Annotated in this window: 33 protein-coding genes and 1 other RNA gene; 29 read left to right on the forward strand and 5 right to left on the reverse strand. The window is 65.1% G+C overall.

The features are described from left to right. Positions 1-50: 50 nt before the first annotated feature. Positions 51-671 (forward strand): 30S ribosomal protein S4, encoded by a 621-nt coding sequence (gene rpsD / locus AC4PTB_RS14410; RefSeq protein WP_492190566.1) that lies wholly within the window; start codon positions 51-53, stop codon positions 669-671. Positions 672-740: 69 nt separating this feature from the next. Here the strand turns inward: rpsD and AC4PTB_RS14415 are convergent, their stop codons facing one another. Beyond that, complete coding sequence (locus AC4PTB_RS14415; RefSeq protein ID WP_492190567.1) at positions 741-1,109, reverse strand: hypothetical protein; 369 nt, start codon at positions 1,107-1,109, stop codon at positions 741-743. Positions 1,110-1,365: 256 nt separating this feature from the next. Between AC4PTB_RS14415 and hisC the strand changes: the two genes are divergently transcribed. From hisC to AC4PTB_RS14430, 3 genes are read left to right on the forward strand one after another with little or no spacing between them, the layout of a single operon-like run. Then, positions 1,366-2,457: a histidinol-phosphate transaminase gene (gene hisC, locus AC4PTB_RS14420; RefSeq protein WP_492190568.1), complete on the forward strand. Its 1,092-nt coding sequence runs from the start codon at positions 1,366-1,368 to the stop codon at positions 2,455-2,457. Then, positions 2,454-3,383 carry a prephenate/arogenate dehydrogenase family protein gene (locus tag AC4PTB_RS14425; protein WP_492190569.1) on the forward strand — a complete coding sequence of 310 codons (930 nt, stop codon included), beginning with the start codon at positions 2,454-2,456 and terminating at the stop codon, positions 3,381-3,383. Before hisC ends, AC4PTB_RS14425 begins: the two co-directional genes overlap by 4 nt. Beyond that, positions 3,383-4,555 carry an extensin-like domain-containing protein gene (locus AC4PTB_RS14430; protein WP_492190570.1) on the forward strand — a complete coding sequence of 391 codons (1,173 nt, stop codon included), beginning with the start codon at positions 3,383-3,385 and terminating at the stop codon, positions 4,553-4,555. Before AC4PTB_RS14425 ends, AC4PTB_RS14430 begins: the two co-directional genes overlap by 1 nt. Here AC4PTB_RS14430 and AC4PTB_RS14435 read toward each other — a convergent pair. Beyond that, positions 4,543-5,535 (reverse strand): DUF2125 domain-containing protein, encoded by a 993-nt coding sequence (locus tag AC4PTB_RS14435; protein ID WP_492190571.1) that lies wholly within the window; start codon positions 5,533-5,535, stop codon positions 4,543-4,545. The genes AC4PTB_RS14430 and AC4PTB_RS14435 overlap by 13 nt on opposite strands. Positions 5,536-5,595: 60 nt before the next feature. On the opposite strand from AC4PTB_RS14435, the gene AC4PTB_RS14440 reads away from it, so the two are divergent. Genes AC4PTB_RS14440 through AC4PTB_RS14450 form a run of 3 tightly spaced genes read left to right on the forward strand, consistent with a single transcriptional unit; the run spans position 5,596 to position 8,664 of the window. Further along, entirely contained in the window at positions 5,596-6,129 is a 534-nt protein-coding gene (locus tag AC4PTB_RS14440) for a gamma-glutamylcyclotransferase (RefSeq protein WP_492190572.1), read from the forward strand. Between the two features lie 59 nt (positions 6,130-6,188). Further along, positions 6,189-7,394 carry a biopolymer transporter ExbB gene (locus AC4PTB_RS14445; protein ID WP_492190573.1) on the forward strand — a complete coding sequence of 402 codons (1,206 nt, stop codon included), beginning with the start codon at positions 6,189-6,191 and terminating at the stop codon, positions 7,392-7,394. A gap of 1 nt (position 7,395) precedes the next feature. Continuing rightward, positions 7,396-8,664 (forward strand): peptidoglycan -binding protein, encoded by a 1,269-nt coding sequence (locus AC4PTB_RS14450; RefSeq protein ID WP_492190574.1) that lies wholly within the window; start codon positions 7,396-7,398, stop codon positions 8,662-8,664. Between the two features lie 9 nt (positions 8,665-8,673). On the opposite strand, the gene AC4PTB_RS14455 is transcribed toward AC4PTB_RS14450, so the two are convergent. The 3 genes from AC4PTB_RS14455 to AC4PTB_RS14465 all read right to left on the reverse strand — a co-directional run bounded on the left by AC4PTB_RS14455 (position 8,674) and on the right by AC4PTB_RS14465 (position 11,119). Next, positions 8,674-9,387 (reverse strand): Hint domain-containing protein, encoded by a 714-nt coding sequence (locus tag AC4PTB_RS14455; RefSeq protein ID WP_492190575.1) that lies wholly within the window; start codon positions 9,385-9,387, stop codon positions 8,674-8,676. Positions 9,388-9,871: 484 nt separating this feature from the next. Next, a complete protein-coding gene (locus tag AC4PTB_RS14460; RefSeq protein WP_492190576.1) occupies positions 9,872-10,111 on the reverse strand; it encodes a hypothetical protein in 240 nt (79 codons plus the stop codon). An 87-nt stretch (positions 10,112-10,198) separates the two neighbouring features. Beyond that, a complete protein-coding gene (locus AC4PTB_RS14465) occupies positions 10,199-11,119 on the reverse strand; it encodes a S24 family peptidase (RefSeq protein WP_492190577.1) in 921 nt (306 codons plus the stop codon). 148 nt (positions 11,120-11,267) lie between these two features. On the opposite strand from AC4PTB_RS14465, the gene AC4PTB_RS14470 reads away from it, so the two are divergent. From AC4PTB_RS14470 to AC4PTB_RS14575, 22 genes are all read left to right on the forward strand, one after another. After that, entirely contained in the window at positions 11,268-11,561 is a 294-nt protein-coding gene (locus AC4PTB_RS14470; protein ID WP_492190578.1) for a helix-turn-helix domain-containing protein, read from the forward strand. Then, entirely contained in the window at positions 11,558-11,809 is a 252-nt protein-coding gene (locus AC4PTB_RS14475; protein ID WP_492190579.1) for a hypothetical protein, read from the forward strand. Before AC4PTB_RS14470 ends, AC4PTB_RS14475 begins: the two co-directional genes overlap by 4 nt. After that, a complete protein-coding gene (locus AC4PTB_RS14480; protein ID WP_492190580.1) occupies positions 11,799-11,933 on the forward strand; it encodes a hypothetical protein in 135 nt (44 codons plus the stop codon). The genes AC4PTB_RS14475 and AC4PTB_RS14480 overlap by 11 nt, the downstream gene beginning before the upstream one ends. Further along, entirely contained in the window at positions 11,933-12,058 is a 126-nt protein-coding gene (locus AC4PTB_RS14485; protein ID WP_492190581.1) for a hypothetical protein, read from the forward strand. The genes AC4PTB_RS14480 and AC4PTB_RS14485 overlap by 1 nt, the downstream gene beginning before the upstream one ends. Beyond that, entirely contained in the window at positions 12,055-12,345 is a 291-nt protein-coding gene (locus tag AC4PTB_RS14490) for a hypothetical protein (RefSeq protein ID WP_492190582.1), read from the forward strand. The genes AC4PTB_RS14485 and AC4PTB_RS14490 overlap by 4 nt, the downstream gene beginning before the upstream one ends. Next, on the forward strand, positions 12,345-12,467 hold the full coding sequence (locus AC4PTB_RS14495; protein ID WP_492190583.1) for a hypothetical protein: 123 nt from the start codon (positions 12,345-12,347) through the stop codon (positions 12,465-12,467). Before AC4PTB_RS14490 ends, AC4PTB_RS14495 begins: the two co-directional genes overlap by 1 nt. A gap of 21 nt (positions 12,468-12,488) precedes the next feature. Then, positions 12,489-13,328, forward strand: a complete 840-nt coding sequence (locus AC4PTB_RS14500) for a ParB/RepB/Spo0J family partition protein (RefSeq protein ID WP_492190584.1) — start codon at positions 12,489-12,491, stop codon at positions 13,326-13,328. Between the two features lies 1 nt (position 13,329). Then, on the forward strand, positions 13,330-13,797 hold the full coding sequence (locus AC4PTB_RS14505) for a hypothetical protein (RefSeq protein WP_492190585.1): 468 nt from the start codon (positions 13,330-13,332) through the stop codon (positions 13,795-13,797). Next, positions 13,794-16,106, forward strand: coding sequence for a Mu transposase C-terminal domain-containing protein (locus AC4PTB_RS14510; RefSeq protein WP_492190586.1), 2,313 nt, complete (start codon positions 13,794-13,796; stop codon positions 16,104-16,106). The genes AC4PTB_RS14505 and AC4PTB_RS14510 overlap by 4 nt, the downstream gene beginning before the upstream one ends. 32 nt (positions 16,107-16,138) lie before the next feature. Then, positions 16,139-16,912, forward strand: a complete 774-nt coding sequence (locus tag AC4PTB_RS14515; RefSeq protein ID WP_013066743.1) for an AAA family ATPase — start codon at positions 16,139-16,141, stop codon at positions 16,910-16,912. 29 nt (positions 16,913-16,941) lie between these two features. Continuing rightward, positions 16,942-17,499 (forward strand): hypothetical protein, encoded by a 558-nt coding sequence (locus AC4PTB_RS14520; RefSeq protein WP_492190587.1) that lies wholly within the window; start codon positions 16,942-16,944, stop codon positions 17,497-17,499. Continuing rightward, entirely contained in the window at positions 17,490-17,855 is a 366-nt protein-coding gene (locus AC4PTB_RS14525; protein WP_492190588.1) for a hypothetical protein, read from the forward strand. The genes AC4PTB_RS14520 and AC4PTB_RS14525 overlap by 10 nt, the downstream gene beginning before the upstream one ends. Beyond that, positions 17,848-18,072: a hypothetical protein gene (locus tag AC4PTB_RS14530; protein WP_492190589.1), complete on the forward strand. Its 225-nt coding sequence runs from the start codon at positions 17,848-17,850 to the stop codon at positions 18,070-18,072. Before AC4PTB_RS14525 ends, AC4PTB_RS14530 begins: the two co-directional genes overlap by 8 nt. Continuing rightward, a complete protein-coding gene (locus AC4PTB_RS14535) occupies positions 18,065-18,253 on the forward strand; it encodes a hypothetical protein (RefSeq protein ID WP_492190590.1) in 189 nt (62 codons plus the stop codon). The genes AC4PTB_RS14530 and AC4PTB_RS14535 overlap by 8 nt, the downstream gene beginning before the upstream one ends. Beyond that, positions 18,246-18,896, forward strand: coding sequence for a DUF3164 family protein (locus tag AC4PTB_RS14540; RefSeq protein WP_492190591.1), 651 nt, complete (start codon positions 18,246-18,248; stop codon positions 18,894-18,896). The genes AC4PTB_RS14535 and AC4PTB_RS14540 overlap by 8 nt, the downstream gene beginning before the upstream one ends. Before the next feature lie 88 nt (positions 18,897-18,984). Then, a complete protein-coding gene (locus AC4PTB_RS14545) occupies positions 18,985-19,266 on the forward strand; it encodes an HU family DNA-binding protein (protein ID WP_492190592.1) in 282 nt (93 codons plus the stop codon). Beyond that, positions 19,266-19,335, forward strand: an RNA gene (locus tag AC4PTB_RS14550) — hammerhead ribozyme type II. The genes AC4PTB_RS14545 and AC4PTB_RS14550 overlap by 1 nt, the downstream gene beginning before the upstream one ends. A gap of 6 nt (positions 19,336-19,341) precedes the next feature. Continuing rightward, positions 19,342-19,737: a hypothetical protein gene (locus AC4PTB_RS14555; RefSeq protein ID WP_492190593.1), complete on the forward strand. Its 396-nt coding sequence runs from the start codon at positions 19,342-19,344 to the stop codon at positions 19,735-19,737. Then, positions 19,737-20,021 carry a hypothetical protein gene (locus tag AC4PTB_RS14560; RefSeq protein WP_492190594.1) on the forward strand — a complete coding sequence of 95 codons (285 nt, stop codon included), beginning with the start codon at positions 19,737-19,739 and terminating at the stop codon, positions 20,019-20,021. Before AC4PTB_RS14555 ends, AC4PTB_RS14560 begins: the two co-directional genes overlap by 1 nt. Positions 20,022-20,029: 8 nt before the next feature. Continuing rightward, a complete protein-coding gene (locus tag AC4PTB_RS14565) occupies positions 20,030-20,275 on the forward strand; it encodes a hypothetical protein (protein WP_492190595.1) in 246 nt (81 codons plus the stop codon). Beyond that, positions 20,272-20,649, forward strand: coding sequence for a hypothetical protein (locus AC4PTB_RS14570; protein ID WP_492190596.1), 378 nt, complete (start codon positions 20,272-20,274; stop codon positions 20,647-20,649). Before AC4PTB_RS14565 ends, AC4PTB_RS14570 begins: the two co-directional genes overlap by 4 nt. After that, on the forward strand, positions 20,646-21,092 hold the full coding sequence (locus AC4PTB_RS14575) for a regulatory protein GemA (RefSeq protein WP_492190597.1): 447 nt from the start codon (positions 20,646-20,648) through the stop codon (positions 21,090-21,092). Before AC4PTB_RS14570 ends, AC4PTB_RS14575 begins: the two co-directional genes overlap by 4 nt. Positions 21,093-21,112: the final 20 nt, after the last annotated feature.

A 21,112-nucleotide genomic window follows, 5' to 3' on the forward strand; every position in this document is an offset into this window, starting at 1 on the left:
AAAGCCGCGGGAAAGGACAACGCCCTTCACAATCAGGAAGGAGATCAGCGATGACCAAACGGACCGCTGCCAAGTACAAAATCGACCGCCGCATGGGCGAAAACATCTGGGGCCGCGCCAAGTCGCCGCTGAACAAGCGTGACTACGGTCCGGGCCAGCACGGCCAGCGCCGCAAGAACAAGCTGTCGGACTTCGGCACCCAGCTGCGCGCCAAGCAGAAGCTCAAGGGCTACTACGGCGATCTGACCGAAAAGCAATTCCGCAAGATCTACGGCGAAGCCGAACGGGTCAAGGGCGACACCGGTGAAAACCTGATCGGCCTGCTCGAGCGCCGTCTGGACGCCATCGTCTACCGCGCCAAATTCGTGCCGACGATCTTCGCCGCGCGTCAATTCGTGAACCACGGCCACGTCACCGTGAACGGCGCCCGCGTCAACATCGCGTCGTACCGCGTCAAGGAAGGCGATGTGATCGCCGTCCGTGACCGTTCGAAGCAACTCGCCATCGTCCTCGAAGCCGTCCAGTCGGGCGAGCGCGACGTGCCGGATTACCTCGAAGTCGACCATTCGAAAATGACCGCGACCTTCGTGCGCACCCCGGGCCTCAGCGACGTGCCCTATCCGGTGCAAATGGAACCGAACCTGGTCGTCGAATTCTACGCGAAGAACTGATCCGGTTCTTTGCGCTCCAAACGAAAGGCCGCCCTTTTGGGGCGGCCTTTTGCGTTGCGGGCGTCGGGGTCAGCCGCCCAGCTCGATCCGGCGCCAAAGCGCACCACCGCCCGAAAAATCGCCGCGGCGCAGATAGGCGCTGTAAGATCCCTCGGCCAGCGCCTCGAGATAGCTTTTCATCGCCGGGGTGCTGCTCAGTTTCGGCCGGATGCGCGAGCCGGAATTCAGCGCAATCGTATCGACCGAGCGCAGCACGGCGCGTTCGGTCGCGGCACTCCAGTCGCCATCGGGATCGGCAAGATAGAGATCGACCGCGGCAAGTTCGGCCTGCACCGCAACGCGGGTATCGACCGGCAGGGCATGAAAGGCGGCGCCAAGATCGCCGGCAAGCGCGGCGGTTCCGAACGGCACGCCCGGCAGGCACAGGGCAGCAAGCAACAGGGCAGGGAGAGAGGGGTGTTTCATCTGGACCTTCCAATGTTTACCGACTGGCATCCTTTTGGCCCGAATTGTGGCACGGGTCGGCGAATGAGACGGCAATATGGGGCTGATAGTCTAAAAATTTGCTAAAATTTGATCGGGGACCTGAGGTCTGGCAGCATCACTGCCGCTTTCGAGCGTCCTTGCGGTTGAAACAGCGCTTCCCATGCGGCCTTGCCCCGGCTATTGAGGCATCCAGGACAAGGACCTCATCATGACAGACCCGATCCGCCCCCAGCCCGGCATCCTCGACATCGCCCTTTACGAGGGCGGCGCTTCGCATGTGGCCGGCATCAGCGATGCGATCAAGCTCAGCTCGAACGAGAACCCGCATGGTGCCTCGGACCGCGCCAAGGAGGCGTTCTCGCGCACGGTGCACAAGCTGCACCGCTACCCTTCCACCGACCATGCCGCGCTGCGTCAGGCGATTGGCGACGTGCACGGGCTTGACCCCGCGCGGATCATCTGCGGCGTCGGCTCGGATGAAATCATCCGCATGATCGTCAACGCCTATGCCGGGCCGAAGGACGAGGTGGTGCACAGCGAACACGGCTTCCTGATGTATCGCATCGCCGCGCTGGGCGCGGGGGCGACGCCGGTTTCGGTGCCCGAACGCGAACGCACGCTGGATGTGGACGCGATCCTGAAGGCCTGCGGGAAAAAGACGAAGCTCGTTTTCATCGCCAATCCGAACAACCCGACCGGCACGATGGTCGGTCTGGCGGAACTGGAACGGCTCGCCATGGGCATCCCGAAACAGGCGATGCTGGTGATCGACAGCGCCTATGCGGAATATGTCGAAGGCTATGACGGCGGCGCCGAGCTTGCCTCGCGGCTGCCCAACGTGATGATGACGCGCACTTTTTCCAAGATCTACGGTCTTGGCGGGCTGCGCATCGGCTGGGGCTATGGCCCCAAGGACATCATCGACGTGCTCAACCGCATCCGCGATCCGTTCAACCTCTCGACCTCGCAGCTGGAAACCGCCGAGGCCGCGGTGCGCGATCAGGACTGGGTGGCGCAATCGCGGTCGGAAAACGCCCGGCTGCGGCACTGGCTGTCCGAGGCCCTGGCCGAGCGTGGCGTGCCCAATGACACCTCGATGGCGAATTTCGTGCTGGCGCGGTTCGGCTCGGAAGCCGAAGCGGAGGCCTGCGACGAGTTCCTGAAAAAGGACGGGCTGATCGTGCGGCGCGTCGCCAGCTACGGGCTGCCGCACTGCCTGCGCATCACCGTGGGCGACGAGCCCTCGTGCCGGCGCGTGGCGCATATGATCGGGCTGTTCAAGGCGGGCGCCTCGGCATGACACACTACAAGCGCGTCGCCCTGATCGGGCTGGGGCTGATTGCCTCCTCGATGGCGCATGCGATGCGCGAAAAGGGTCTGGCGAGCGAGATCATCGGCCATGCGAAATCCGCCGAGACCCGGGCGACGGCGCTGGAAATCGGTCTGTGCGACCGGGTTTTCGACACCGCCGCCGAAGCGGTCGAAGGCGCCGATCTGGTGGTGCTGTGCGTGCCGGTGGGGGCGATGGCGGCGATTGCCGCGGAAATCGCGCCGCATCTGGCGGCGGGCGCCACCGTCACCGATGTCGGATCGGTGAAACATGCGGTGATCGAGGCCGTGGCGCCGCATATGCCCGGCCATGTGCAGTTCATCCCCGGCCACCCGCTGGCCGGGACCGAACATTCCGGGCCGCGCTCGGGCTTTGCGACGCTTTTCGTCAACCGCTGGTGGCTGCTGACGCCGCTTGAGGGCAACGACCCGGCGGCGGTGGCGCGACTGAAAGCGTTTCTGACCGCGCTGGGCGCCAATGTCGACGAGATGGAGGTGGCCCGGCACGATCTGGTGCTGGCGCTCGTCTCGCATACGCCGCATCTCATCGCCTATACGATGGTGGGCGTGGCCGACCACCTGCGCCGGGTGACGCAGGAAGAGGTGATCAAATATTCCGCCTCGGGCTTTCGCGATTTCACCCGGATCGCGGCCTCGGACCCGACGATGTGGCGCGACGTGTTCCTGACCAACAAGGACGCGACGCTCGACATTCTGGGCCGCTTCACCGAGGAACTGTTCATGCTGCAACGCGCCATCCGCATGGGCGACGGGCAGATGCTGTTCGACTATTTCACCGAGACCCGTGCGATCCGCCGCGGCATCATCGAGGCCGGTCAGGACACCGCCGCCCCCGATTTCGGCCGCGTGCCGCCGCCGAAGGCGGAGACGCGCTGATGTCCGGCCTTCGCAGCCTTGCGCTGGCGCTGATCGCGGCGCTGGCGTTTGCTCCTGTCGCTGCCGAAAGCCTGAAAACCTCGCCGCTGCCGCCCCCCCGTCCGTCCGCCATCGCGCCCCTGTCTGCGGCGCCAAAAGCCACCCCGGGCGGGGTGGCGCTGCCCGCAAGCGCCGGGCAATCGCCGATCGGCAAGCCGCGCCCCGCCGCGGCGGAGGGTGCCGCCGATCCTGCGGTTTCGGGCCGTCGCCCGCTGCCACGGCCCGCCGCGATCACCACCACCGCCCCGGCAGAGAGCCTGCTGCCCCCGGCCGATCCGCGCCTTGCCGGGGCGCATCCGAAACCGCGCCCCGCGGGGCTGGTGACGGACCCGCCCGCAGAAACCGACGCCGCTCCGGCACCGAAAGCCGATCCGCGGCTGGCGGGGTATCGCCCGAAACCGCGCCCCGCCTCCCTTGCCTCCCTGCCCCCCGCCTCGCTGCCCTCCGCCGCCGCGCCGCAGGAAACCGCCGCGATCGCCCCCCCGGCCCAGCCCGCGGCGCAGAAGCCGCCGCCGGGCGGTGTGCTGTCGCGGCTCTTCGGCGGGCCGCGCAAGCGCAACGCGCCCCCCCCCGAGGCCCCGGCCCCCGCAGTCGCCGCGCCCGGCCTGCGCGGCTCGGTCTGCGGCGTGCCCGGGCTGATCGGACAGGAGGTGGCGCCGATCGGCAATGGCGGGCGCGGCTCGGGCTGCGGCATCGCCGCGCCGGTGCAGATCACCGCCGTCTCGGGGATCCGGCTGACGCAGCCGATGACCGTCGATTGCACCACCGCCACCGCCTTCAAGCGCTGGGTCGACCGCGGCATCGTTCCGGCGGTGGGCCGCAAGGGCGGCGGCGTCGCGAAACTGGATGTCGGCCCCGGCTATGTCTGCCGTCCGCGCAACAACCAGCGCGGCGCGAAAATGTCGGAACATGGCCGCGGCAAGGCGATCGACCTGATGGGGCTGGTGCTGAAGAACGGCCAGAGCCTGGATGTCGAGCGGGGCTGGAAAAGCCAGCCGCGGATCTTCAAAGCGATCCATGCCTCGGCCTGCGGGGTCTTCGGCACGGTGCTGGGGCCGAAAGCCGACCGCTTCCACCTCAACCACATCCATGTGGACACGATCCACTACCGCTCGGGCACCTACTGCCGCTGAACCAGCCGCGGCGCCGGACCCAGCGGGATTGCCGCAAGGCTCATCCGGCCGTTCGCAAAGGACAGCGGCAGAAGCACCGAGCCGTCCGGGCTTTGCCGCGCCAGATAATCGCCCATCGCCGCCAGCATCGGCTTGCGCTCGGGCGGCACCAACCCCGCGGCAAGGCCCAGATCGAGCCAGACCGGAAAATCGCTGAGCGCGATCATCAGCGTGCCCTCGGGCGTGCCGTCGGGACGGAGGGTCAGAGGGCCGGAAACGCTGATCCGATGCCCGCCCCAGACCAGCTCGGCCCGGCGCAGATCGAGGGCGGTCAGCACGGCGGGCGCCGGGGACAGCAGCGCCAGAGGCTGCGCCAGCACCACCCCCGCATCAAGCGACAGCTGCTCAAGCCGATCCGGCACCGGCCGGGCCAGCCCGGCCTGACGGCTGAGGTGCGCGGCAAGACCGGGCGGCAGGGCGGCCCCGACGATCTCGCCCGCCAGACTGTAACTGCGCGGCTCCCCGGTCGGTCGCAGCGCCAGATCGACGCTTTCGGCGGCCAGCGAGGGGGCCTTTGCCGCCGCAAGCCGCAGCGCCGGGCGGTCGATGTCAAGCGCGATCCCGGCCAGCGGCAGATCAAGGCCGGGGGCCAGATCAAGCTGCAGCGCCGCCCGCGTTCCCGTCGCCTCAAAGGGCAGGCCCTGCAGGGTGATCCGTTGCGGCAGGGGCAAATCAAGCCGCCAGGAGAGCGGGTTCCAGACCGGCGCGGTGATCCCGGCCCGCTCCAGCGCCAGAACCGTCCGGCCCGCCTCGGTCAGATGCGGCGCCTGCAGCTGCACGCCGATCCGGGTTGGAAAGCCGGTCGCCGTGACCTGCGCCGCTCCGGCCGCCCCGGACCCGTCCAGCGCCCCGCGCAGCCAGGCCGCCAGCCCCTGCCCCGCGCCCCAATCCGCCAGCACCAGCCCGCCCGCCAGAACCACGCCCCAGACCCAGACCCGCATCGCACCCTCTTTCCAAACCCCGGCCTTCCTTTTATCCCCCGGACCGAGGGAGGGCCAGACATGCCCGAAGCGCTTTGGATATTCGGCTACGGATCGCTGATCTGGGACCCCGGCTTCACCCCGGCCGAAGCCTGCCCGGCGCGGCTTGACGGCTGGCATCGCAGCTTTTGCATGCATTCGATCCATTTCCGCGGCACACCCGCGGCGCCGGGTCTGGTGCTGGCGCTCGATGCCGCCGAGGGCGCGCAGTGCCGCGGCCTGGCGCTGCGCGCCCCCGCGGCCGAGGCCGCCCGCATCCTGGCCGAGATCCGCGCCCGCGAGCTGGTCACCGACGCCTATCTGGAACGCGCGCTGCCGGTGACGCTTTCGGACGGGCGGCAGGTGACGGCGATCACCTATGTCATCGACCGCGCCGGGCCGCAGTATTGCGCGCTCGATTTCGAGACCCAGGCGCAAACCATCGCCCATGCCGTCGGCACCCGGGGGCCGAACCGGGACTACCTGTTCAACACCGCCGCGCATCTGGCCAGCCTCGGCCTTGCCGATCCCGATCTCGAGGCGCTGGCCGCAAGGGTGCGTGAGCTTCTGGCTTGAGGCTTGGCAGGGGGGGCCGCGCGGCATATCCTTCCCGCAACGAGCACAAGAGGCAGAGCATGCGCGCACCGGTCCGGGTCCAACCCCCGCAGTTTTCGCAACCCGTCCGACAGATCGTCTCGATGCTGGCGGTGCTGGGGTTGGTCGGCCTGGGCGGGTTCTTCGCCTATGCCCGCATCTATCCGATCTTCCAGACCAATCCGCTGCTCAACGGGCTGATCGGCGGGGTCTTCGTGCTGGGCGTGCTGGGCTGTTTCTGGCAGGTGGTGCAGCTGGTGAAAGCGGTCAGCTGGATCGAGAGCTTCGCCGCCGACCGCCCCGGCCGGCCGATGTATCGCCCGCCGCAGATGCTGGTGCCCTTGGCCGCCCTTCTCGGCCGCGGCGGGGCAAGCCGCACCATCGCCACCACCGCTGCCCGCTCGATCCTCGATTCGGTGGCGGCGCGGATCGACGAGGCCCGCGACATCACCCGCTATCTTTCGAACCTGTTGATTTTCCTTGGCCTTCTGGGCACGTTCTACGGTCTGGCCACCACCGTTCCGGGCGTTGTCGACACGATCCGCGCGCTGGCGCCGCAACAGGGCGAGCCCGCCACTGCGGTCTTTGGCCGGCTGATGACCGGGCTTGAAGGCCAGTTGGGCGGCATGGGCACGGCCTTTTCCTCCTCGCTGCTGGGCCTGGCCGGATCGCTTGTCGTGGGTCTGCTCGAACTTTTCGCCACGCATGGGCAGAACCGCTTTTACGGCGAGCTGGAGGACTGGATTTCCTCGATCACCCGGCTGAGCTTCGCCTCGGCCGAGACCGAGGGCGCGGGCGAGGCCTCGGCGGTGGCGGGGGTGCTCGACCACATGGCCGAGCAGATGGACGCGCTGCAGACGCTGTTCATCCGCGCCGAACAGGCGCGCAGCCAGACCGAGACGCGGCTGGCGCAGCTGACGCAGGGCTTTGGCGATCTGGCGCAGAAACTGGGGGCCGAGGTCGAGAGCCGCGCCGGGCAGGCCGAGGCTTTGGCGCGGATGGCCGAGGGGCAGGAGCGGCTGATCGCGGCGCTGGACCGGCTGGCAGAGCAGGCGGCGGCGGACCGCGATGCCGAGATGGATGTGGATGCGGAAATGCGGATGCGGCTGCGCTCGATCGATCTGCAGATGTCGCGGATGCTGGAGGAAATCTCTGCCGGGCGGCAGGAAAGCATGGCAGATATCCGCAATGATTTCGCGGCCTTGACGCGGGCGCTGCTGGTGCGCGCCCGCGGTGGGGAGGGCTGAGATGGCGCTCTCGGGCCGCCGCGGGCAGCGCTTTGCCACCACCAATGTCTGGCCCGGTTTCGTCGATGCGATGGGCGCGCTGCTGATGGTGCTGATCTTCGTTTTGTCGATCTTCATGATCGTGCAATCGATGCTGCGCGACACGATCACCACCAAGGATCACGAGCTGGACGCGCTGTCGGCGCAGGTCGCGGGGCTGGCGCAGGCGCTGTCGCTGGAACAGGCGAAAACCGAGGCGCTGACCGGGCGGCTTGATGCGGCGGGGGCGCGGATCACCGCGTTTGAGGCGCAGGTGGCGGGGCTTCTGGCCGAGAAGACGGCGCAGCAGGCGGTGATTTCGGACCTTCAGGGCGATCTGAAAACCTCGGATGCGGCTTTGGCCACGGCGCGGCTGCAGCTTGATGCGGCGCGCAAACAGGCCGAGGAAACGCTGACGCTGCTCGCCGCGGCGCAGGCGGCACAAAAGGCGCTGCAGGGTCGGCTGGACCTGCAACTGAGCGAGGCCGAGAAACAGGCGGCGCTGCAGGCCGTGGCGGAAAAGACCCTGGCCGAGACGCGGGCGGAAAGCGATCGCAAGGCGGAACAGGTGGCGCTGCTCAATCAGCAGGTGGCGGCTTTGCGCGGGCAGCTGGCGGATCTGCAGGCGGTTCTGGACGAGGCCAAGGCGAGGGATGCCGACGCCAAAGTGCAGGTCGAGGCGCTGGGAAGCCAGCTCAATTCGGCGCTGGCGCAGGTGGCGGCGGAACAGAAACGCCGCGCCGCGCTGGAGGAAGAGGCGCGCAAGAAAGCCGAGGCCGAGGCCAAGGATCTGGCGCGGTATCGGTCGGAATTCTTTGGCCGGATGTCGCAACTGCTGGAGGGCCGCGCGGGCGTGCGGGTGGTGGGTGACCGCTTCGTCTTCTCGTCCGAGGTGCTGTTTCAGCCCGGCTCGGCCGATCTGTCGCCCGAGGGAAAGGCGCAGATTTCGCGCGTGGCCGAGACCTTCCGCGAATTGGCCTCCGAGATCCCGCCCGAGATCGACTGGCTGCTGGAGGTGGACGGCTTCACCGATGACACGCCGCTCTCGGGTCAGGGCGCGTTCAAGGACAACTGGGAGCTGTCGCAGGCGCGCGCGCTGTCGGTGGTGAAATATCTGATCGAGGCGCAGGGCTTTGCGCCGAAACGGCTGGCAGCGGCGGGCTTTGGCGAATTCCGCCCGGTGGCGGCGGGCAAAAGCCCCGAGGCCCGGGCGCAGAACCGCCGCATCGAGCTGAAGCTGACGGAACGGTGACCGCGCGGATCAGGCCGCCAGATCGTGGCGCAGGATCGCCGCTTCCGAGGCGCTCAGCACGCGGCGCGCGAAAGGCCCGTAGGTCATCGGATCGGCCGCGATCCCGGGGCACAGCCGCAACAACGCCTGTCGTTGATCCTCGGCGAGGCTCTCGACCTCGGTCGCGGCGGGGTGGAAGCTTTCGGTCTCGACCCCGTTCGCCCGGATCACCTGATGGCGCGCGAACAGCAGATGCAGATAGGTGACCTCGGGCAGCCGGGTCGCAACCCGCACCGCGGCGTCATCGACCAGATCGCAGGCCTGCACCAGCACCTCGGGCTCGTTGAACAGCGCCCGCGCCGCGGCACCGCGCACCAGCAGCCGATGCTGCGGCGAGACCAGAAGATCGGCCGCGGGGCGCAGCAGGCCGAAAGCCCCCGCCCGCAGCCGCACCGCCCCAAGTCGCACCGGGCGCAGATGCGGCAGCGCGTAAAGCCGGGCCCCGCTCATCCGCCGCGATCCGATCCAGAGCAGCTCCTGCGCGCCGTCATCGCGGGTCAGCACCCGGTCGCCGGGCCGCAAGGCCTCGACCGGGCGCGGTCCCGCGGGGGTGTCGATCAACGTGCCCGGCGTGAAACAGATCACCCCCGGTTCGGGCAGGCGCAGCCCCGCCGGGCGCGGATCGACGCGGCTTTCGACCAGCCACAGATCGGTGTCGCGCGGCGGCAGACCGCCCGCGAACATCAGCAGACTGTAGGGGGGGACTACCTTTGGCAGTAGCAGGGAAAGAACGTCGGGCACACCGTAACACGCGGAAAACGTTGATGCTTGTGACGTTTTAGGGCACGTCGAGGCCGCGCTGCGGAATGCAAGTTGATGTCGAAAGTGGCGGGAAAAATCGACATTGGCACCGCAAATCCTGTCAAATGTCGAGCAGGATGCAGACACCAAAGCGCATGAGATAACACGTTGCAGGATAAGGGAGTTCTTCGCATCGGCCACGCAGCATGGGCTATCAGAAAGCGGCGAGCGTGATTGAGACAAGCGGTCTAGGTCCGAAATCAGTTCGGACCTCTGATGACGTCGCGACGTAATGTTGCAAGTATCTGTTTAGATTGCAAAATACACCAAGAAAGACGGCAATGAAGCGCCGAACGAGGTCCGAACTGAGTTTTGTTCGAAATGCGTCAGGAAAAGCCGGATCTAGCAGTTCCTGACGCTCGCGATCTCACCGAACCCGGATGTTGGTCGTGCTACCTGCGTACTGGTGGCAATCTTCGCCACGCTTCTTCAGTTCGTTGAGGTATTCGTTATAGCGCACATAAGCCGGGGAAAGATCGAACACGGTCTTGCACAGGATCGGCGTCGGCATGGCCGCCGCCTCTTGGGCGCCTCCGGCACAGCCGGACAAAGCAGCTGCTGAACATGTTGCAAGGACGAAGCTAAGAACTACAGGCTTCACCGTCATCTCCTATGTTTGCGGCAAAATCATCATTCGGAAGCAGCCAGTCTGGGTAATAGCCAATAATGGCTGCCAAATCGGTCGGCTGATCGCTCACGGTGTCCTCCCGAAGTACACAACCCTGCCGACGACGCGCAGCTGGTCCACGGAATCGGCGCCAAAAGTCTCGACCGGATAGCCCTCGTCGGCATTGTCTGAGACGAGTTCGAGGCGGCCGTCGAGGCGCCAGCGGGCGCGTTTGACCAAGAGCCGGTCAGAGACGTTGAAGACGTAGATGCAACCGTTCTCTACCTCGCGCTGGCTGTGATCGACGACGAGAAGCGCGCCGTCCGGGATGGTCGGCTTCATCGAGGTTCCGCGCGCCCAGATGACCGAGCAGTGATCCGGCCTGGCGCCCTGGTTCGCAAGGAATTGGCGGGTGAAGGCGACCACGCCGTCGGCCTGTTCTGAGGCGGGCACCATGCCCGGCCCGGCCGAGGCATGCACATCGTTGTAAGCGGGCAATCTGACGAAATCCGGTTGGTTGAAATCCGTGATCGGCTGGACGGTGACGTGCTCTGCGCCGACATTGTTGCCTTTAGACACAGGCTGTTCGTCGCGTAACTTCATTAGTTTTCGATTTGAAGAAAGTAGATCTGTCACAGTTTCAATCTCGCGGCCCAAGTCGAGCGCAGCTGCACTGGACAGATTTGTCCTATCGACACTGCGAAGAGCTTTGAGCTCGCGCTCATAGAATGCTTCTACATAGCGACTATCGCCGTCCGACACAGCCCTTCCTGACGCGAGCCATTCGTAACTGGCGCCGGATATCGCGACTACATCACGAAGCACGCTGAACGGTGGCTCTGCACCGTGGAAGTACCTCTTTAACTGCTTGGTAGATTTGCCAGTTTTCTCGGCGAGAGCTTCAATTCCGACAATGTCAGACACTGCAGCCAGCCGAGCCCCGAGATCAGCTTCGCGGGTCGCCTCTGGCGGCGTGTTGTCATCTGACTGTGGGTTCAAGAAGAACATCCGAAACGCCGGACAAATCTGTCCTTTACAAGGGACAGATTTGTCCTTACTCCTTCCTTATGTCGGCGGCGTGAGCCGCAGACGATTGCAACGAACGAAACCGAAAAAAGCCGATGCGCCAACATCGACGTTCCCCAGGAGGTCCCAGATGAGCAAAATCTGGACGAAAGCCCAGATCAAGTGCGCCCTTGAGGAGAAAGGCATGACCCTGACGGGCCTTGCCATCCTCAACGACTTGAGCCCGAGCCAGATGCGGTCCGTTTGGAGCCGCCCCGTCCGCCCTGCCGAGAAGGTCCTTGCCGACTTCCTCGGCGTGACCCCGGCGGAGCTTTTCCCGACTCGTTATCCTCAGCGGAAATCCTCGCTTCTTTCTGCCGAGAATGAAGCCCGGATCGCAAGGAAAAAAGCGGGTCTCGATCCTGACAAGGGAGTCGCAGCATGAGCCCGATTTCGTCAAAATCCGCGCCCGTTCTTGACGGGTCAGCGGCCGGTTTTCGGCGTGCGGCCGGTGATCTTGGCGAGGCGATCGCCGTTCTGTCGGGTGGTGTGCCGCCCGACCAGTGGACGCGGTCGCGCCTTGCCCAGGCGTTGCGCGAGATCCAATCGTTCCTGGTGGCGTCGCTGATGACGCATCCGGTGAGCGTGGCGATGCCGGTGGCCGTGATGACGGAGGCCGGTCATGGGCGGTGAGGATCGCTTCGGGCTGATCGAGATGATCGAGGACGTGATCGGCGCGGCGTCGATCCTGCTGACGATCTGGGTCGGGTGCTTTCTGGCCGGGGGGCTCGGCGGCATCGCCGGGGTGGCGCCGTGATGTCGCGCCGCCAGCGTCTGGATGATCTCCTGCAGCTGCTGACGGTGCTGATCGTCATCGTGGCCCTGCCGATCGGGACGGCACTTTGGGGGTTGGGCCTCTATGCGATGGTGGTGCGGCAATGACCCAGCATCGCCCGCATATCGTGAGCACCTCGGCTGGGTTTTCTGTCGCCGGTGTCGGCGGCAAGGCCCCGAAGTTTGACAGCCGGAAGAAGGCCGAGGCTTGGCTTGATGGTCACTTCGAGACCATCCCCGAAAAGAAACGGCCGCAAAGCCGTGCCTGCATGTGTTGCGGCAAGGAATTCCTGTCGCTGGGGTTCCACAACCGCCTGTGCGACCGATGCCGCGCGACTGGCGGCGCGCTGAGCGAAGAGGTGCGCCCGCAGCTGCCGAAAGGCCGGGGGCGGTGATGGTGGGGATCGTGACTGCCCCCGTGGCGGCGGCAACACCGGAAACCAAAAACATCGGCCTGCAGCTGAAACTGGCTGCAGGCATGGCACGCACGAAGCGGCGCGCAGCCGCCGTGTGCTGAGAAACTCAGATGGATACAGGCATGACGACCGAAGTTTTCACTGACATCGCGCTGGATGCGATCCGTGTTCCTGAGGATCGGGCGCGGTCGTTCGATCCGCTCGGCGCTGCGGCGCTGGCGGGGCTGATCGAGGCGCAGGGGTTGATGCACCCGATCACCGTGAAGCCGCATTTTGCAAGCACAGAGGACGATCCGGCCTATGTGCTGATCGCTGGTCTGCACCGGCTGCGCGCCTTCGAGCTGCTGGGGCGCGCGGCGATCCCGGCGCGGGTTCTGTCCGAGCGGTCGAGCGACGAGGCGCGGATGGATGAGGTTCTGGAGAACCTCGGCCGTAACGAGCTGACGGCGCTGGACCGGGCGCAACACCTGTACGAGTTGAAGATGGTCTGGGATCGGATGCACCCTGACTTCGCAAATGGCGGTGGGAAAACTTTTCCCACCGGTGATGAGAAGGTGCAGATCTTCGGTTTTGCGACGGAAGTGGCCGAAAAAATCGGCATGTCGAAGCGCTCGATCAACATCGCCGTCAAGATCTGGACCGGTCTGACGCCCGACAGCCGCCGTCGTCTGGTGGGCACCAAGACCGCCTCGAACCAGTCGGAAATCAAGGCTCTGTCTGAGCAAAGCCCGGCCCGACAAGAGCGGATCATGGACATGCTGCTGAGCGATCCGCCGGTCGCGACCAGCGTGGCCGATGCGCTGGTGCTGATCGAGCGCGGGGTGCGGCTCAACGATGTCGAGAAGCTCTATCAAGCCGCCGATCGGATGATCGGATCGCTGGATGATTTCACGCTCGGTCGGGTGCTTCTGGCCCATGAGGAGCGCGTGATCGCCCTGCTGCGTCAGCAGGGAAAGATCTGACATGCCCCCCCGTCACCGCGATCCTCTGACGAAAGACCTGTTCGAATGGAAGCCGGAGAAGGTTGCCATCGGTTACAGTGCCGACGTCATCGGACGCGGGCGGCTCGACAGCAAGATCGCTCGGATCATCACCCATGCGCTGCGTGATGCACGCGATAGTGGTCAGTCGAGGGCGCAAATCGCGCGCGACATGGCCGAGTTTCTTGGCCGCCCGGTGTCGGAGGCGATCCTGAACAAATGGTGCTCCGAGGGATCTGAGGAGCACCGCATCCCGCTCGACGCCTTCATCGCACTCGTCAAGGTCACTGGGGCGCGGGACCTGCTTGGTTTCGTGCCGGGCGAGTTCGGTCTGACGGTGATCGAGGATGAGTATGCCGCGCTTATCGAAGAGCGGCTGCTCGAAGAGCACATCGAAGAAATGCAGGCACGTCGGTCGGCTCTGGCCGCTCGTCGGAGGGTGAACCGTTGAAAGACCTCGTAACGACTTCCACAACCCAGACCTTCTTCACGGCGCGCGAGCTGGCGGAGATCGCCAAGAAGAAGGGGCTGACGTGCTTTCCGCAAACTGAGCGTGGCGTTCAGGTCTTGATCGGGCGTAACGGCTGGAACGGCCTTGGTCAAAATCTGGCCCGAAAGCGCCGCGGAACGGTCGGCGGTGGCGGGATGGAATACCACATCAGCCTGATGCCGGAGCCGCTGCGGCTGGCCTATGAGGGTAGCCTGAAAACAACTGGTCTTGTCGCCCGTCTGGAGGCCGAGCACTCGGCGGATGATCGTCGCATCGCAGCCCTGAAGGCCAGCACGCTGCCCGCCCGCGCCCGCAAGGTGATGGAGGCCCGTGCCGAGATCCTGAAGGCGATCGAGGGCTATGCGATTTCGCAGGGGATGAGCCGCGCCTGGGGCGTGGCACAGTTTCTGGAGGCGCAGGCCGCGATGGTTGCGCGTCAGGAAATCGAGGCGCGGCGGGATTGCGGGGAAATCCTGACGGATCGCGAGATCGCCAGCCTGGCGCGTCCGCTGGTGTTGAAAACCGGGTTCATGATCGACCCGGAGCGGATCGCGGCAGCGAACGACCGCCGCGGCAAAGCTGGCGAGATCGCAACGACCTCCGAGCGGACCCTGTGGCGTTGGTTCAAGACCCGCGACGAAAAGGGCGTCGTGGCGCTGGCCCCCGCGGCGACGAAAGAGGAAATGCCGATCCCGCCCGCTTTCGCTGACTTCCTGCGGCACTATGCGAAGCCCAGCAAGCCGTCGATCGCCGATGCCTATGGCGAATATCTCAAGGAAGCTGCGGCGAAAGACGGTGTGCAGCTGATGACGCTGACGCAGTCGCAGGTCGAATACATTCTGCGGGTGCGGATGAACAACATCGAGAAGCACGTCGGTCGCGAAGGCATGCTGACGCTGCGCTCGCGGCTTCCCTATGTCACCCGCACCACCGACGACATGTGGCCGACCACGGTTTACACCGCCGACGGCAAGACTTTCGACGCCGAGATCGAGGACCCGGTCAGCCATAACGCGATCCGGCCGGAAATCACCACCGTCATGGATCTCGTGACGCGCAAGGTTGTCGGCATCTCGCTTGGCAGGTCGGAAAACCAGAAGTCTGTGGCCGAGGCGCTGCGGCGGTCCTGCGTCTCGCACGGGATCTGCGCCATCTTCTATGTGGACCGCGGCCCGGGCTATCGCAACGAGGCGATGGATGCCGATGTGTCCGGCCTTATGGGGCGGCTTGGCATCACGAAGGCCCATGCCGCCCCCTATGGGTCGCAGGCCAAGGGGCGCATCGAGCGCATCCAGCACACGATCTGGGACCGGCTTGCCAAGCGCCTGCCGACCTACATCGGCACCGACATGGACAAGGAGGCGGGTGACAAGATCCACAAGCTGACCCGTCGCGAGATCCGCGAATACGGCCGGTCGCGCAACCTGCCGACCTGGGCGGAGTTCGTGAAGCTGTGCGAGGACATGGTCGCCGAATACAACGCCAAAGAGCATACCAGCCTGCCGCAGATCCGTGATCCGAAGACGGGCAAGCTGCGTCACATGTCGCCCAACGAATGCTGGGAGGCCCATGTGGTGCGCGGCTTCGAGCCGGTGACGGTCGATCCGGCCGAGGCGGATGATCTGTTCCGCCCCTACGAGATCCGCACCACCCGGCGCGGCGAGGTGCTCTGGAACACCAACAAGTATTTCGACCACGCGCTTGCCCCCTATCACGAGACGAAGGTGATGGTCGGTTACGACTATCACCAGGCGGATCGGGTCTGGGTGCGAGAGTTCGACAAGGAAACCGCGCAGCCCGGCAAACTGATCTGCGTTGCCCGCTTCATGGCGAACGCCGAGCGCTATTTCCCGGTCAGCTATGAGCAGCAGGCTATCGAAAACCGCGCCAAGGGTCAGCTGAGGCGGCTGGAGCGCAAGATCGAGGCCGTCGAGGCGGAGCGCGCGGGGCAGCAGCTGGTCGATCTGCGGGCGCAGAATATCCCGGCCGGGATGTTCGATGCGCCTGCAGCCGAGATGGTGACGATCACCGCGCCGGGCACCGTCAGCATTGCGCCGATCGAAGGGGCGTCGGCACCTGCCGCGAAGAGACGGACCTTCGCCTCTGATGAGGAGCTCGCCGCCTGGGCGCTGGAGCATCCGACCGAACTGAAACCAAACCAGATCGCCGTTTTGCGGGGCTGCCTGAACAGCTCGACCGCGCGGGAGCTGTTTCGAATGTCAGGCATCGACCTGGAGGCGCTGCGAAACCTCCTGCGCGCCGTTGCCTGACGAACTTCACTGGGAAGATGAGGGAGCATAACATGAGAAACGTCTTTGTCGAGACGAGCAACGTCCGCGAATTCTACGCCTCGCTGAAGAAGCTCAACGAACGCGGTGCCGAAGAGGCCTGCATGGTTGTCGTGGATGGCAAGCCGGGCCTGGGAAAGACCACCACGCTCAATCGCTGGGTCACCCAGACGGGCAGCGTCTATCTGCGGGCGCAGAAGGGCTGGGATTACGGCTGGTTCATCCAGGAGCTTCTGGCGGAACTGTCGGTTGACCCGAAGAGCATCCGCGGCAAGCGTGATCGGTTCGCGCGGGTTCTTAGCGAGCTGCAAGATCGGGCCGATCGGGCTGCGCTGCGCGACCGGACCTTCGGCATCGTGATCGACGAATGCGACCTCGTGTCGTCGCGCGGCGAGATCATGGAGGCGATCCGCGGAATTTCCGATCTGAAGTTCCTGCCGACGATCCTGGTTGGCATGGGCACCTTGCGCGACAACCTGCGCCGCTTTCCCCAGATCGAGAGCCGGGCGCCGAACAAAGTCGCCTTCACCCCCGCCACGATCGACGACGCGCGGGCGATCATTCGCGAGCGCTGCGAGGTGCCGGTGGCCGAGGAGCTGATCCAGTACGTTTGGCGGGCCTCGAAGGGCTTCAACCGCGAAATTCTCGATGCCATCGCGCATATTGAGCGGTTCGGCCTGCGCGCCGAGATCGACGATGACGGTGTGACGCTGGCCGACATGGCCGGTCAGCCGATCATGACCGACCGCACGAACGGCAAGGAAATCATCGTGACGGTGGCGGCGTGATGGCAAGTTTCGGCCCCGGAGAACTGCAGATGGCCGTGCTGCAGCACATCGCGGTGCCGCTGACGGCATCGACGATCCAGATCGCCCTCGCGCTTGAGATGTCCCAGAGGCAGGTGTCGAAAGCGGCGTCGTCGCTGGTGGATCGCGGCTATATCTCCCGCAAGCGGCCCGGGATCTACGAGATCACGTTGTGCGGGTTGCAGGCCATCGCCGATGGCAAGATCATCACCAGCGGACCGATCGATGCCTCTGGCAATGTGCTGGCGCGCCCCGAAACGAACGGGTTTTGCGACCGTGTCTGGCGCTCGATGCGACTGCGCGGGACCTTCACGATCTCGGATGTGGTCTGCGATGCCGTAGACGGCGAGCGAGACGCGATGAGCTGCGCGCGGCGCTACATTCGCGTCTTGAAATCCGCCGGGTATGTGGCCGAGTTGCCTGGGCGTCGGAAGGGCACGAAGCCCGGGTCGAATGGGCTGAAGCGGTTTCGCCTGGATCGCAACACCGGACCCCGGGCGCCGCTGCATCGTGAAAAACTGGGTATCGTGCACGATTTCAACACCGGGGAGGATTTCCCGTGTCGCTGATCGACCTGCCGAACCCGGAATGGATCGAGCTGCTGAAGGCAGAAGCGGCCAAGGGCAAGCCGATTGCGCAGATCGCGCGCGAGGTGGGCATGGCGCGGCCCTCCGTCTCGATGCTGATCAACGGCACCTATCCGGCGAAGAGCCTCGATCTGGTGACGCGCAAGCATTGCCAGGCCGTGATGCAGCGCTACCGCGACCAGATGATGTGCCCGCACCTGCGCCGCGGCATCTCGGCCGAGGACTGCCGGGCTTTTGCCACCGCGCCGATGTCCACCTCGAACCCGGAAAAGCTGAAGCACTGGGGCGCCTGCCGGGCCTGCTCCATCAACCCGTTGAGAGGAGACGCAGATGCCTGACCGTCTGACCCCGGAAGAGATGGTGAGCCGGGCCGCGACGGCGCTCGGAAAGATCGATCTCTACGGCGCGCGCGGCGTCACGATGGTCAGCTTCGAAGAGATCGAGGCGATGGCCTGCCTGCTCGCCGATCAGGGCCTTGCTCCGGCCTATCCGGGGGTTCCGGCGCCGAAAATCACCTTCACCACATGCAACATTCAGGAGCCGGATCATGGCTAAGGAACTCACCATCTCGATCGACGGAGGAACCCTCATCCTCGTTGCTCAGATCCTGCAAGACGAGCGCGGCATCGACGACATCAATCTCGAAGATGCAGCGGCTGCGATCACCAAAGCCGCTCAGCGCCTCACGAAACGTAACCGCAAAACCACCACCGACAAGGAACCCAAGAATGTCTGACTTCACCCCCGCAGCCGTGCCCACGGGCATTATCGACGTCAACGGCAAGGCGTACATGGAAGACGCGAAAGGCGCGCTTATGCCGGTCGAACTGATCAAGGCGCAGCATGTCCTTGAGGATGAGACCGTGCGCAAGATCATGGGTTTCGCGCTTGCGCTTTCGGCGCAGGTAACCCGGTTCAAGGAGCACACCTATGAGGATCTCGGGGCGTTCGACGCGATCCTTGAGCAGGAATACGGCCTGACCAGGGGCGGTCCGAAAGGCAACCGGACCTATCAGACCTTCGACGGGCTGATGAAAATCGAGGTCCGCGTGAACGATCTTCTCGACATCGGACCCGAGCTGCAGATCGGCAAGGGGATCCTGGATGAGTGCCTCACCGAATGGGCCGAGGATAGCCGTCCCGAGGTCCGCGCGCTGATCACCAAGACCTTCGCCACCGACAAGGAAGGTCAGGTGAACCGGTCGCTTCTGTTCACGCTGCTCAGCCTCGATGTCAAAGATGAGCGCTGGAACCGCGCCATGGAAGCGATCCGCGCGGCGATCAGGGTTGTTGGCTCGAAAACCTACTACCGCATCCAGATGCGCGACGCGCCTGATGCACCGTGGAACTCGGTGACGATCGACCTCGCCAAGGCCTGACGCCTTTACCGGCCGCCCACCCGGCCGGTCCTACCCCGCCACTCGCGGACCAACCCAGAAGACCAATCGAAACGAACAGGAGACCCATATGGGCAAGACACCGACTTTCTCGAAATCCGACCTGATCGACCAGGTCGCTGCCAAGACCGGCTTTGCCAAGACCAACGTCAAGGACATGATCGACGCCACGCTCGCGGAAATCACCGCCCAGACCGAAGCCGGGTCGAAGGTGACCCTGATGGGCTTCGGCTCCTTCGAACAGCGTCAGAAAAAGGCGCGCATGGGCCGCAACCCGGCCACCGGCGAGACGGTCGAGATCCCGGCCAGCGCGCATCTCGCGTTCAAACCCGCGAAGCCGAAGAAATCCTGACGCGAAACGACCCCGGGCAACCGGGGCGTCGTTCCGGCGTGGTGGCCGGGGCCTGATGAGCAGCCGGAGGATGGCATGGGATACGTTCACTTCGACTTCGCCGAAATCGAAAGGCAGATGCGGCACATGCGCGACGAGGGTCATGCAAGGGTGATGGCCTCGGCCACTAGCGACCTCCAGCGGCAGGGCTACGAGGCGCAGAACCGGTTCTTCGAGTCGATGCTCTCGGCACAGATCGAAATGCTCCGACTGGTTGCAGACGGCCGCGCGCCAGCGTTTATCGGCCGGGTTATCGGCGCGCATGTCGGCAACATCATGATCAACGCGATCTCGGCCTCGACCGATCCGCGCGCCTTGGGCGATGCGATGTACGACGCCATGGGAAAGGCGATCCGGTCGCTTGCGGGCGAGGTCGAAGGGTTTCACTCGACCATGATCGAGGTCACCGGTGAAGCCGGAGGGCGGGCGTGATGCTTATCATCACTCCCAAGGACGAGGGCACGCGCCTGAAGTCCTATTCCGCCACCACCAAGGGCACGGTCTCGATCGTCAAGATCGAGGTCGAATGCACCGACCTCTGGGAGTTCAACCATCTGTTGCACTCCCTCAGGGAGCTCGACACCGAGACGAAGGCGGTGCGCGCGGCCAAGGCGGCGGCTGCCAAGCAGAAATCGCGCAAAGCCGAAGCCCAGGCACGTTTGGCACTGCCCGCCCCCGTCAGGGGGCTGCCGCCCCCGAAAGGCGGTGCGGTATGAACGCGCCAGTGCTCCGCAAAACCATTTTGCACCATTTGGCCGGATATGACCGTTTTTTGGCCCATACCACCTATGTCGCCGATGCAGTGCGCCGCGCCCATGGGGAGATCAGCACGCACCGTGTGAACGCGGCCCTCAAATCAGCCGAGAGCGATGGGCTGGTGACGCGGTCTTGTGTCCCGAATGGTTTTTACGGCTACCGCTGGACCTTGACGCCAGCCGGGGCCGAAGCAGCGAAAGGCGGTGAGGTGTGAACGTCATCGTCCGCAAGGCCTGTGCGCCGCTTCGCAGCGAGCCGACGATCGGCGCCGAGCGTCAGTATTGGGAAAGTTACGAGGGCTGGCTGCGTCGGCGTGACGATCGAGCGGCAGACCCAGCTGCTGCAGGTTCTGCGCGCCCGGGCCGGTCTCCTGTGATGATCTCGACCGACTTCGGGGTGCATATCAACCCGCAGTTCGTCGCGGCGATGGAGTGGGTCTGCGGACCCACTTCCCAGTCCAGCGGCTTTCGGGCGCTGAAGGTGACGATGTGCACGGGCGCCGTGTTTCACATCGAGGCGGCTCCGATGAACTTCGGGGCCGAAGAGATCGAGCTGACGATCCTTAAAGCGCATGCGGGGCTGTCATGAATCTGAATGCCGTGATCAATATCGCCAAGGGCAAGCTGGACATGGCCGAGGACGATTACCGGGCCATGCTGGAGCGCGTGACAGGTCAGGCCTCGCTGAAGCTGATGACAGACCGTCAGAAAACCGCCGTTCTTGACGAGCTGAAGCGCATGGGTTTCCAGAAGACCGGCGGCAAGCGCGCCCCCGCCGCCCGCCGCGATGTCCGGTACTGCCATGTCCTTTGGGGCCTGTTGCACAAGGCAGGCGTGGCCAAGGTGGCGGGCGCGAAGGGGCTGAACGCCTTCATCCGGTCGCGCTACGGCGCCGCCTGGGGCGCGGTGCCGATCGACATAGACCGGATGACCGACGCCAAGCAGATCAGCAACGTGATCGAGGCCCTGCAGGCCTGGTGCAAGCGCCACAACATCCCCACCGAATTGCCCAGAGAGGGAGATCAGAAATGAAGACCTTCGTGCTCGACTAT

The sequence above is a fragment of the Rhodobacter sp. 4.3.4 genome, from assembly GCF_058724655.1.

Coding starts and splice junctions, on each gene's coding strand:
- AC4PTB_RS14445 (WP_492190573.1), top strand. CDS start 6,189: ATGCGCGCACCGGTCCGGGTCCAACCCCCGCAGTTTTCGCAACCCGTC.
- AC4PTB_RS14545 (WP_492190592.1), top strand. CDS start 18,985: ATGGGCAAGACACCGACTTTCTCGAAATCCGACCTGATCGACCAGGTC.
- AC4PTB_RS14530 (WP_492190589.1), top strand. CDS start 17,848: ATGCCTGACCGTCTGACCCCGGAAGAGATGGTGAGCCGGGCCGCGACG.
- AC4PTB_RS14435 (WP_492190571.1), bottom strand. CDS start 5,535: ATGCGGGTCTGGGTCTGGGGCGTGGTTCTGGCGGGCGGGCTGGTGCTG.
- AC4PTB_RS14480 (WP_492190580.1), top strand. CDS start 11,799: ATGGGCGGTGAGGATCGCTTCGGGCTGATCGAGATGATCGAGGACGTG.
- AC4PTB_RS14515 (WP_013066743.1), top strand. CDS start 16,139: ATGAGAAACGTCTTTGTCGAGACGAGCAACGTCCGCGAATTCTACGCC.
- AC4PTB_RS14455 (WP_492190575.1), bottom strand. CDS start 9,387: ATGTTCGCGGGCGGTCTGCCGCCGCGCGACACCGATCTGTGGCTGGTC.
- rpsD (WP_492190566.1), top strand. CDS start 51: ATGACCAAACGGACCGCTGCCAAGTACAAAATCGACCGCCGCATGGGC.
- AC4PTB_RS14450 (WP_492190574.1), top strand. CDS start 7,396: ATGGCGCTCTCGGGCCGCCGCGGGCAGCGCTTTGCCACCACCAATGTC.
- AC4PTB_RS14430 (WP_492190570.1), top strand. CDS start 3,383: ATGTCCGGCCTTCGCAGCCTTGCGCTGGCGCTGATCGCGGCGCTGGCG.
- hisC (WP_492190568.1), top strand. CDS start 1,366: ATGACAGACCCGATCCGCCCCCAGCCCGGCATCCTCGACATCGCCCTT.
- AC4PTB_RS14460 (WP_492190576.1), bottom strand. CDS start 10,111: ATGACGGTGAAGCCTGTAGTTCTTAGCTTCGTCCTTGCAACATGTTCA.
- AC4PTB_RS14475 (WP_492190579.1), top strand. CDS start 11,558: ATGAGCCCGATTTCGTCAAAATCCGCGCCCGTTCTTGACGGGTCAGCG.
- AC4PTB_RS14495 (WP_492190583.1), top strand. CDS start 12,345: ATGGTGGGGATCGTGACTGCCCCCGTGGCGGCGGCAACACCGGAAACC.
- AC4PTB_RS14425 (WP_492190569.1), top strand. CDS start 2,454: ATGACACACTACAAGCGCGTCGCCCTGATCGGGCTGGGGCTGATTGCC.
- AC4PTB_RS14520 (WP_492190587.1), top strand. CDS start 16,942: ATGGCCGTGCTGCAGCACATCGCGGTGCCGCTGACGGCATCGACGATC.
- AC4PTB_RS14505 (WP_492190585.1), top strand. CDS start 13,330: ATGCCCCCCCGTCACCGCGATCCTCTGACGAAAGACCTGTTCGAATGG.
- AC4PTB_RS14500 (WP_492190584.1), top strand. CDS start 12,489: ATGACGACCGAAGTTTTCACTGACATCGCGCTGGATGCGATCCGTGTT.
- AC4PTB_RS14470 (WP_492190578.1), top strand. CDS start 11,268: ATGAGCAAAATCTGGACGAAAGCCCAGATCAAGTGCGCCCTTGAGGAG.
- AC4PTB_RS14575 (WP_492190597.1), top strand. CDS start 20,646: ATGAATCTGAATGCCGTGATCAATATCGCCAAGGGCAAGCTGGACATG.
- AC4PTB_RS14485 (WP_492190581.1), top strand. CDS start 11,933: ATGTCGCGCCGCCAGCGTCTGGATGATCTCCTGCAGCTGCTGACGGTG.
- AC4PTB_RS14490 (WP_492190582.1), top strand. CDS start 12,055: ATGACCCAGCATCGCCCGCATATCGTGAGCACCTCGGCTGGGTTTTCT.
- AC4PTB_RS14535 (WP_492190590.1), top strand. CDS start 18,065: ATGGCTAAGGAACTCACCATCTCGATCGACGGAGGAACCCTCATCCTC.
- AC4PTB_RS14540 (WP_492190591.1), top strand. CDS start 18,246: ATGTCTGACTTCACCCCCGCAGCCGTGCCCACGGGCATTATCGACGTC.
- AC4PTB_RS14440 (WP_492190572.1), top strand. CDS start 5,596: ATGCCCGAAGCGCTTTGGATATTCGGCTACGGATCGCTGATCTGGGAC.
- AC4PTB_RS14465 (WP_492190577.1), bottom strand. CDS start 11,119: ATGTTCTTCTTGAACCCACAGTCAGATGACAACACGCCGCCAGAGGCG.
- AC4PTB_RS14560 (WP_492190594.1), top strand. CDS start 19,737: ATGCTTATCATCACTCCCAAGGACGAGGGCACGCGCCTGAAGTCCTAT.
- AC4PTB_RS14555 (WP_492190593.1), top strand. CDS start 19,342: ATGGGATACGTTCACTTCGACTTCGCCGAAATCGAAAGGCAGATGCGG.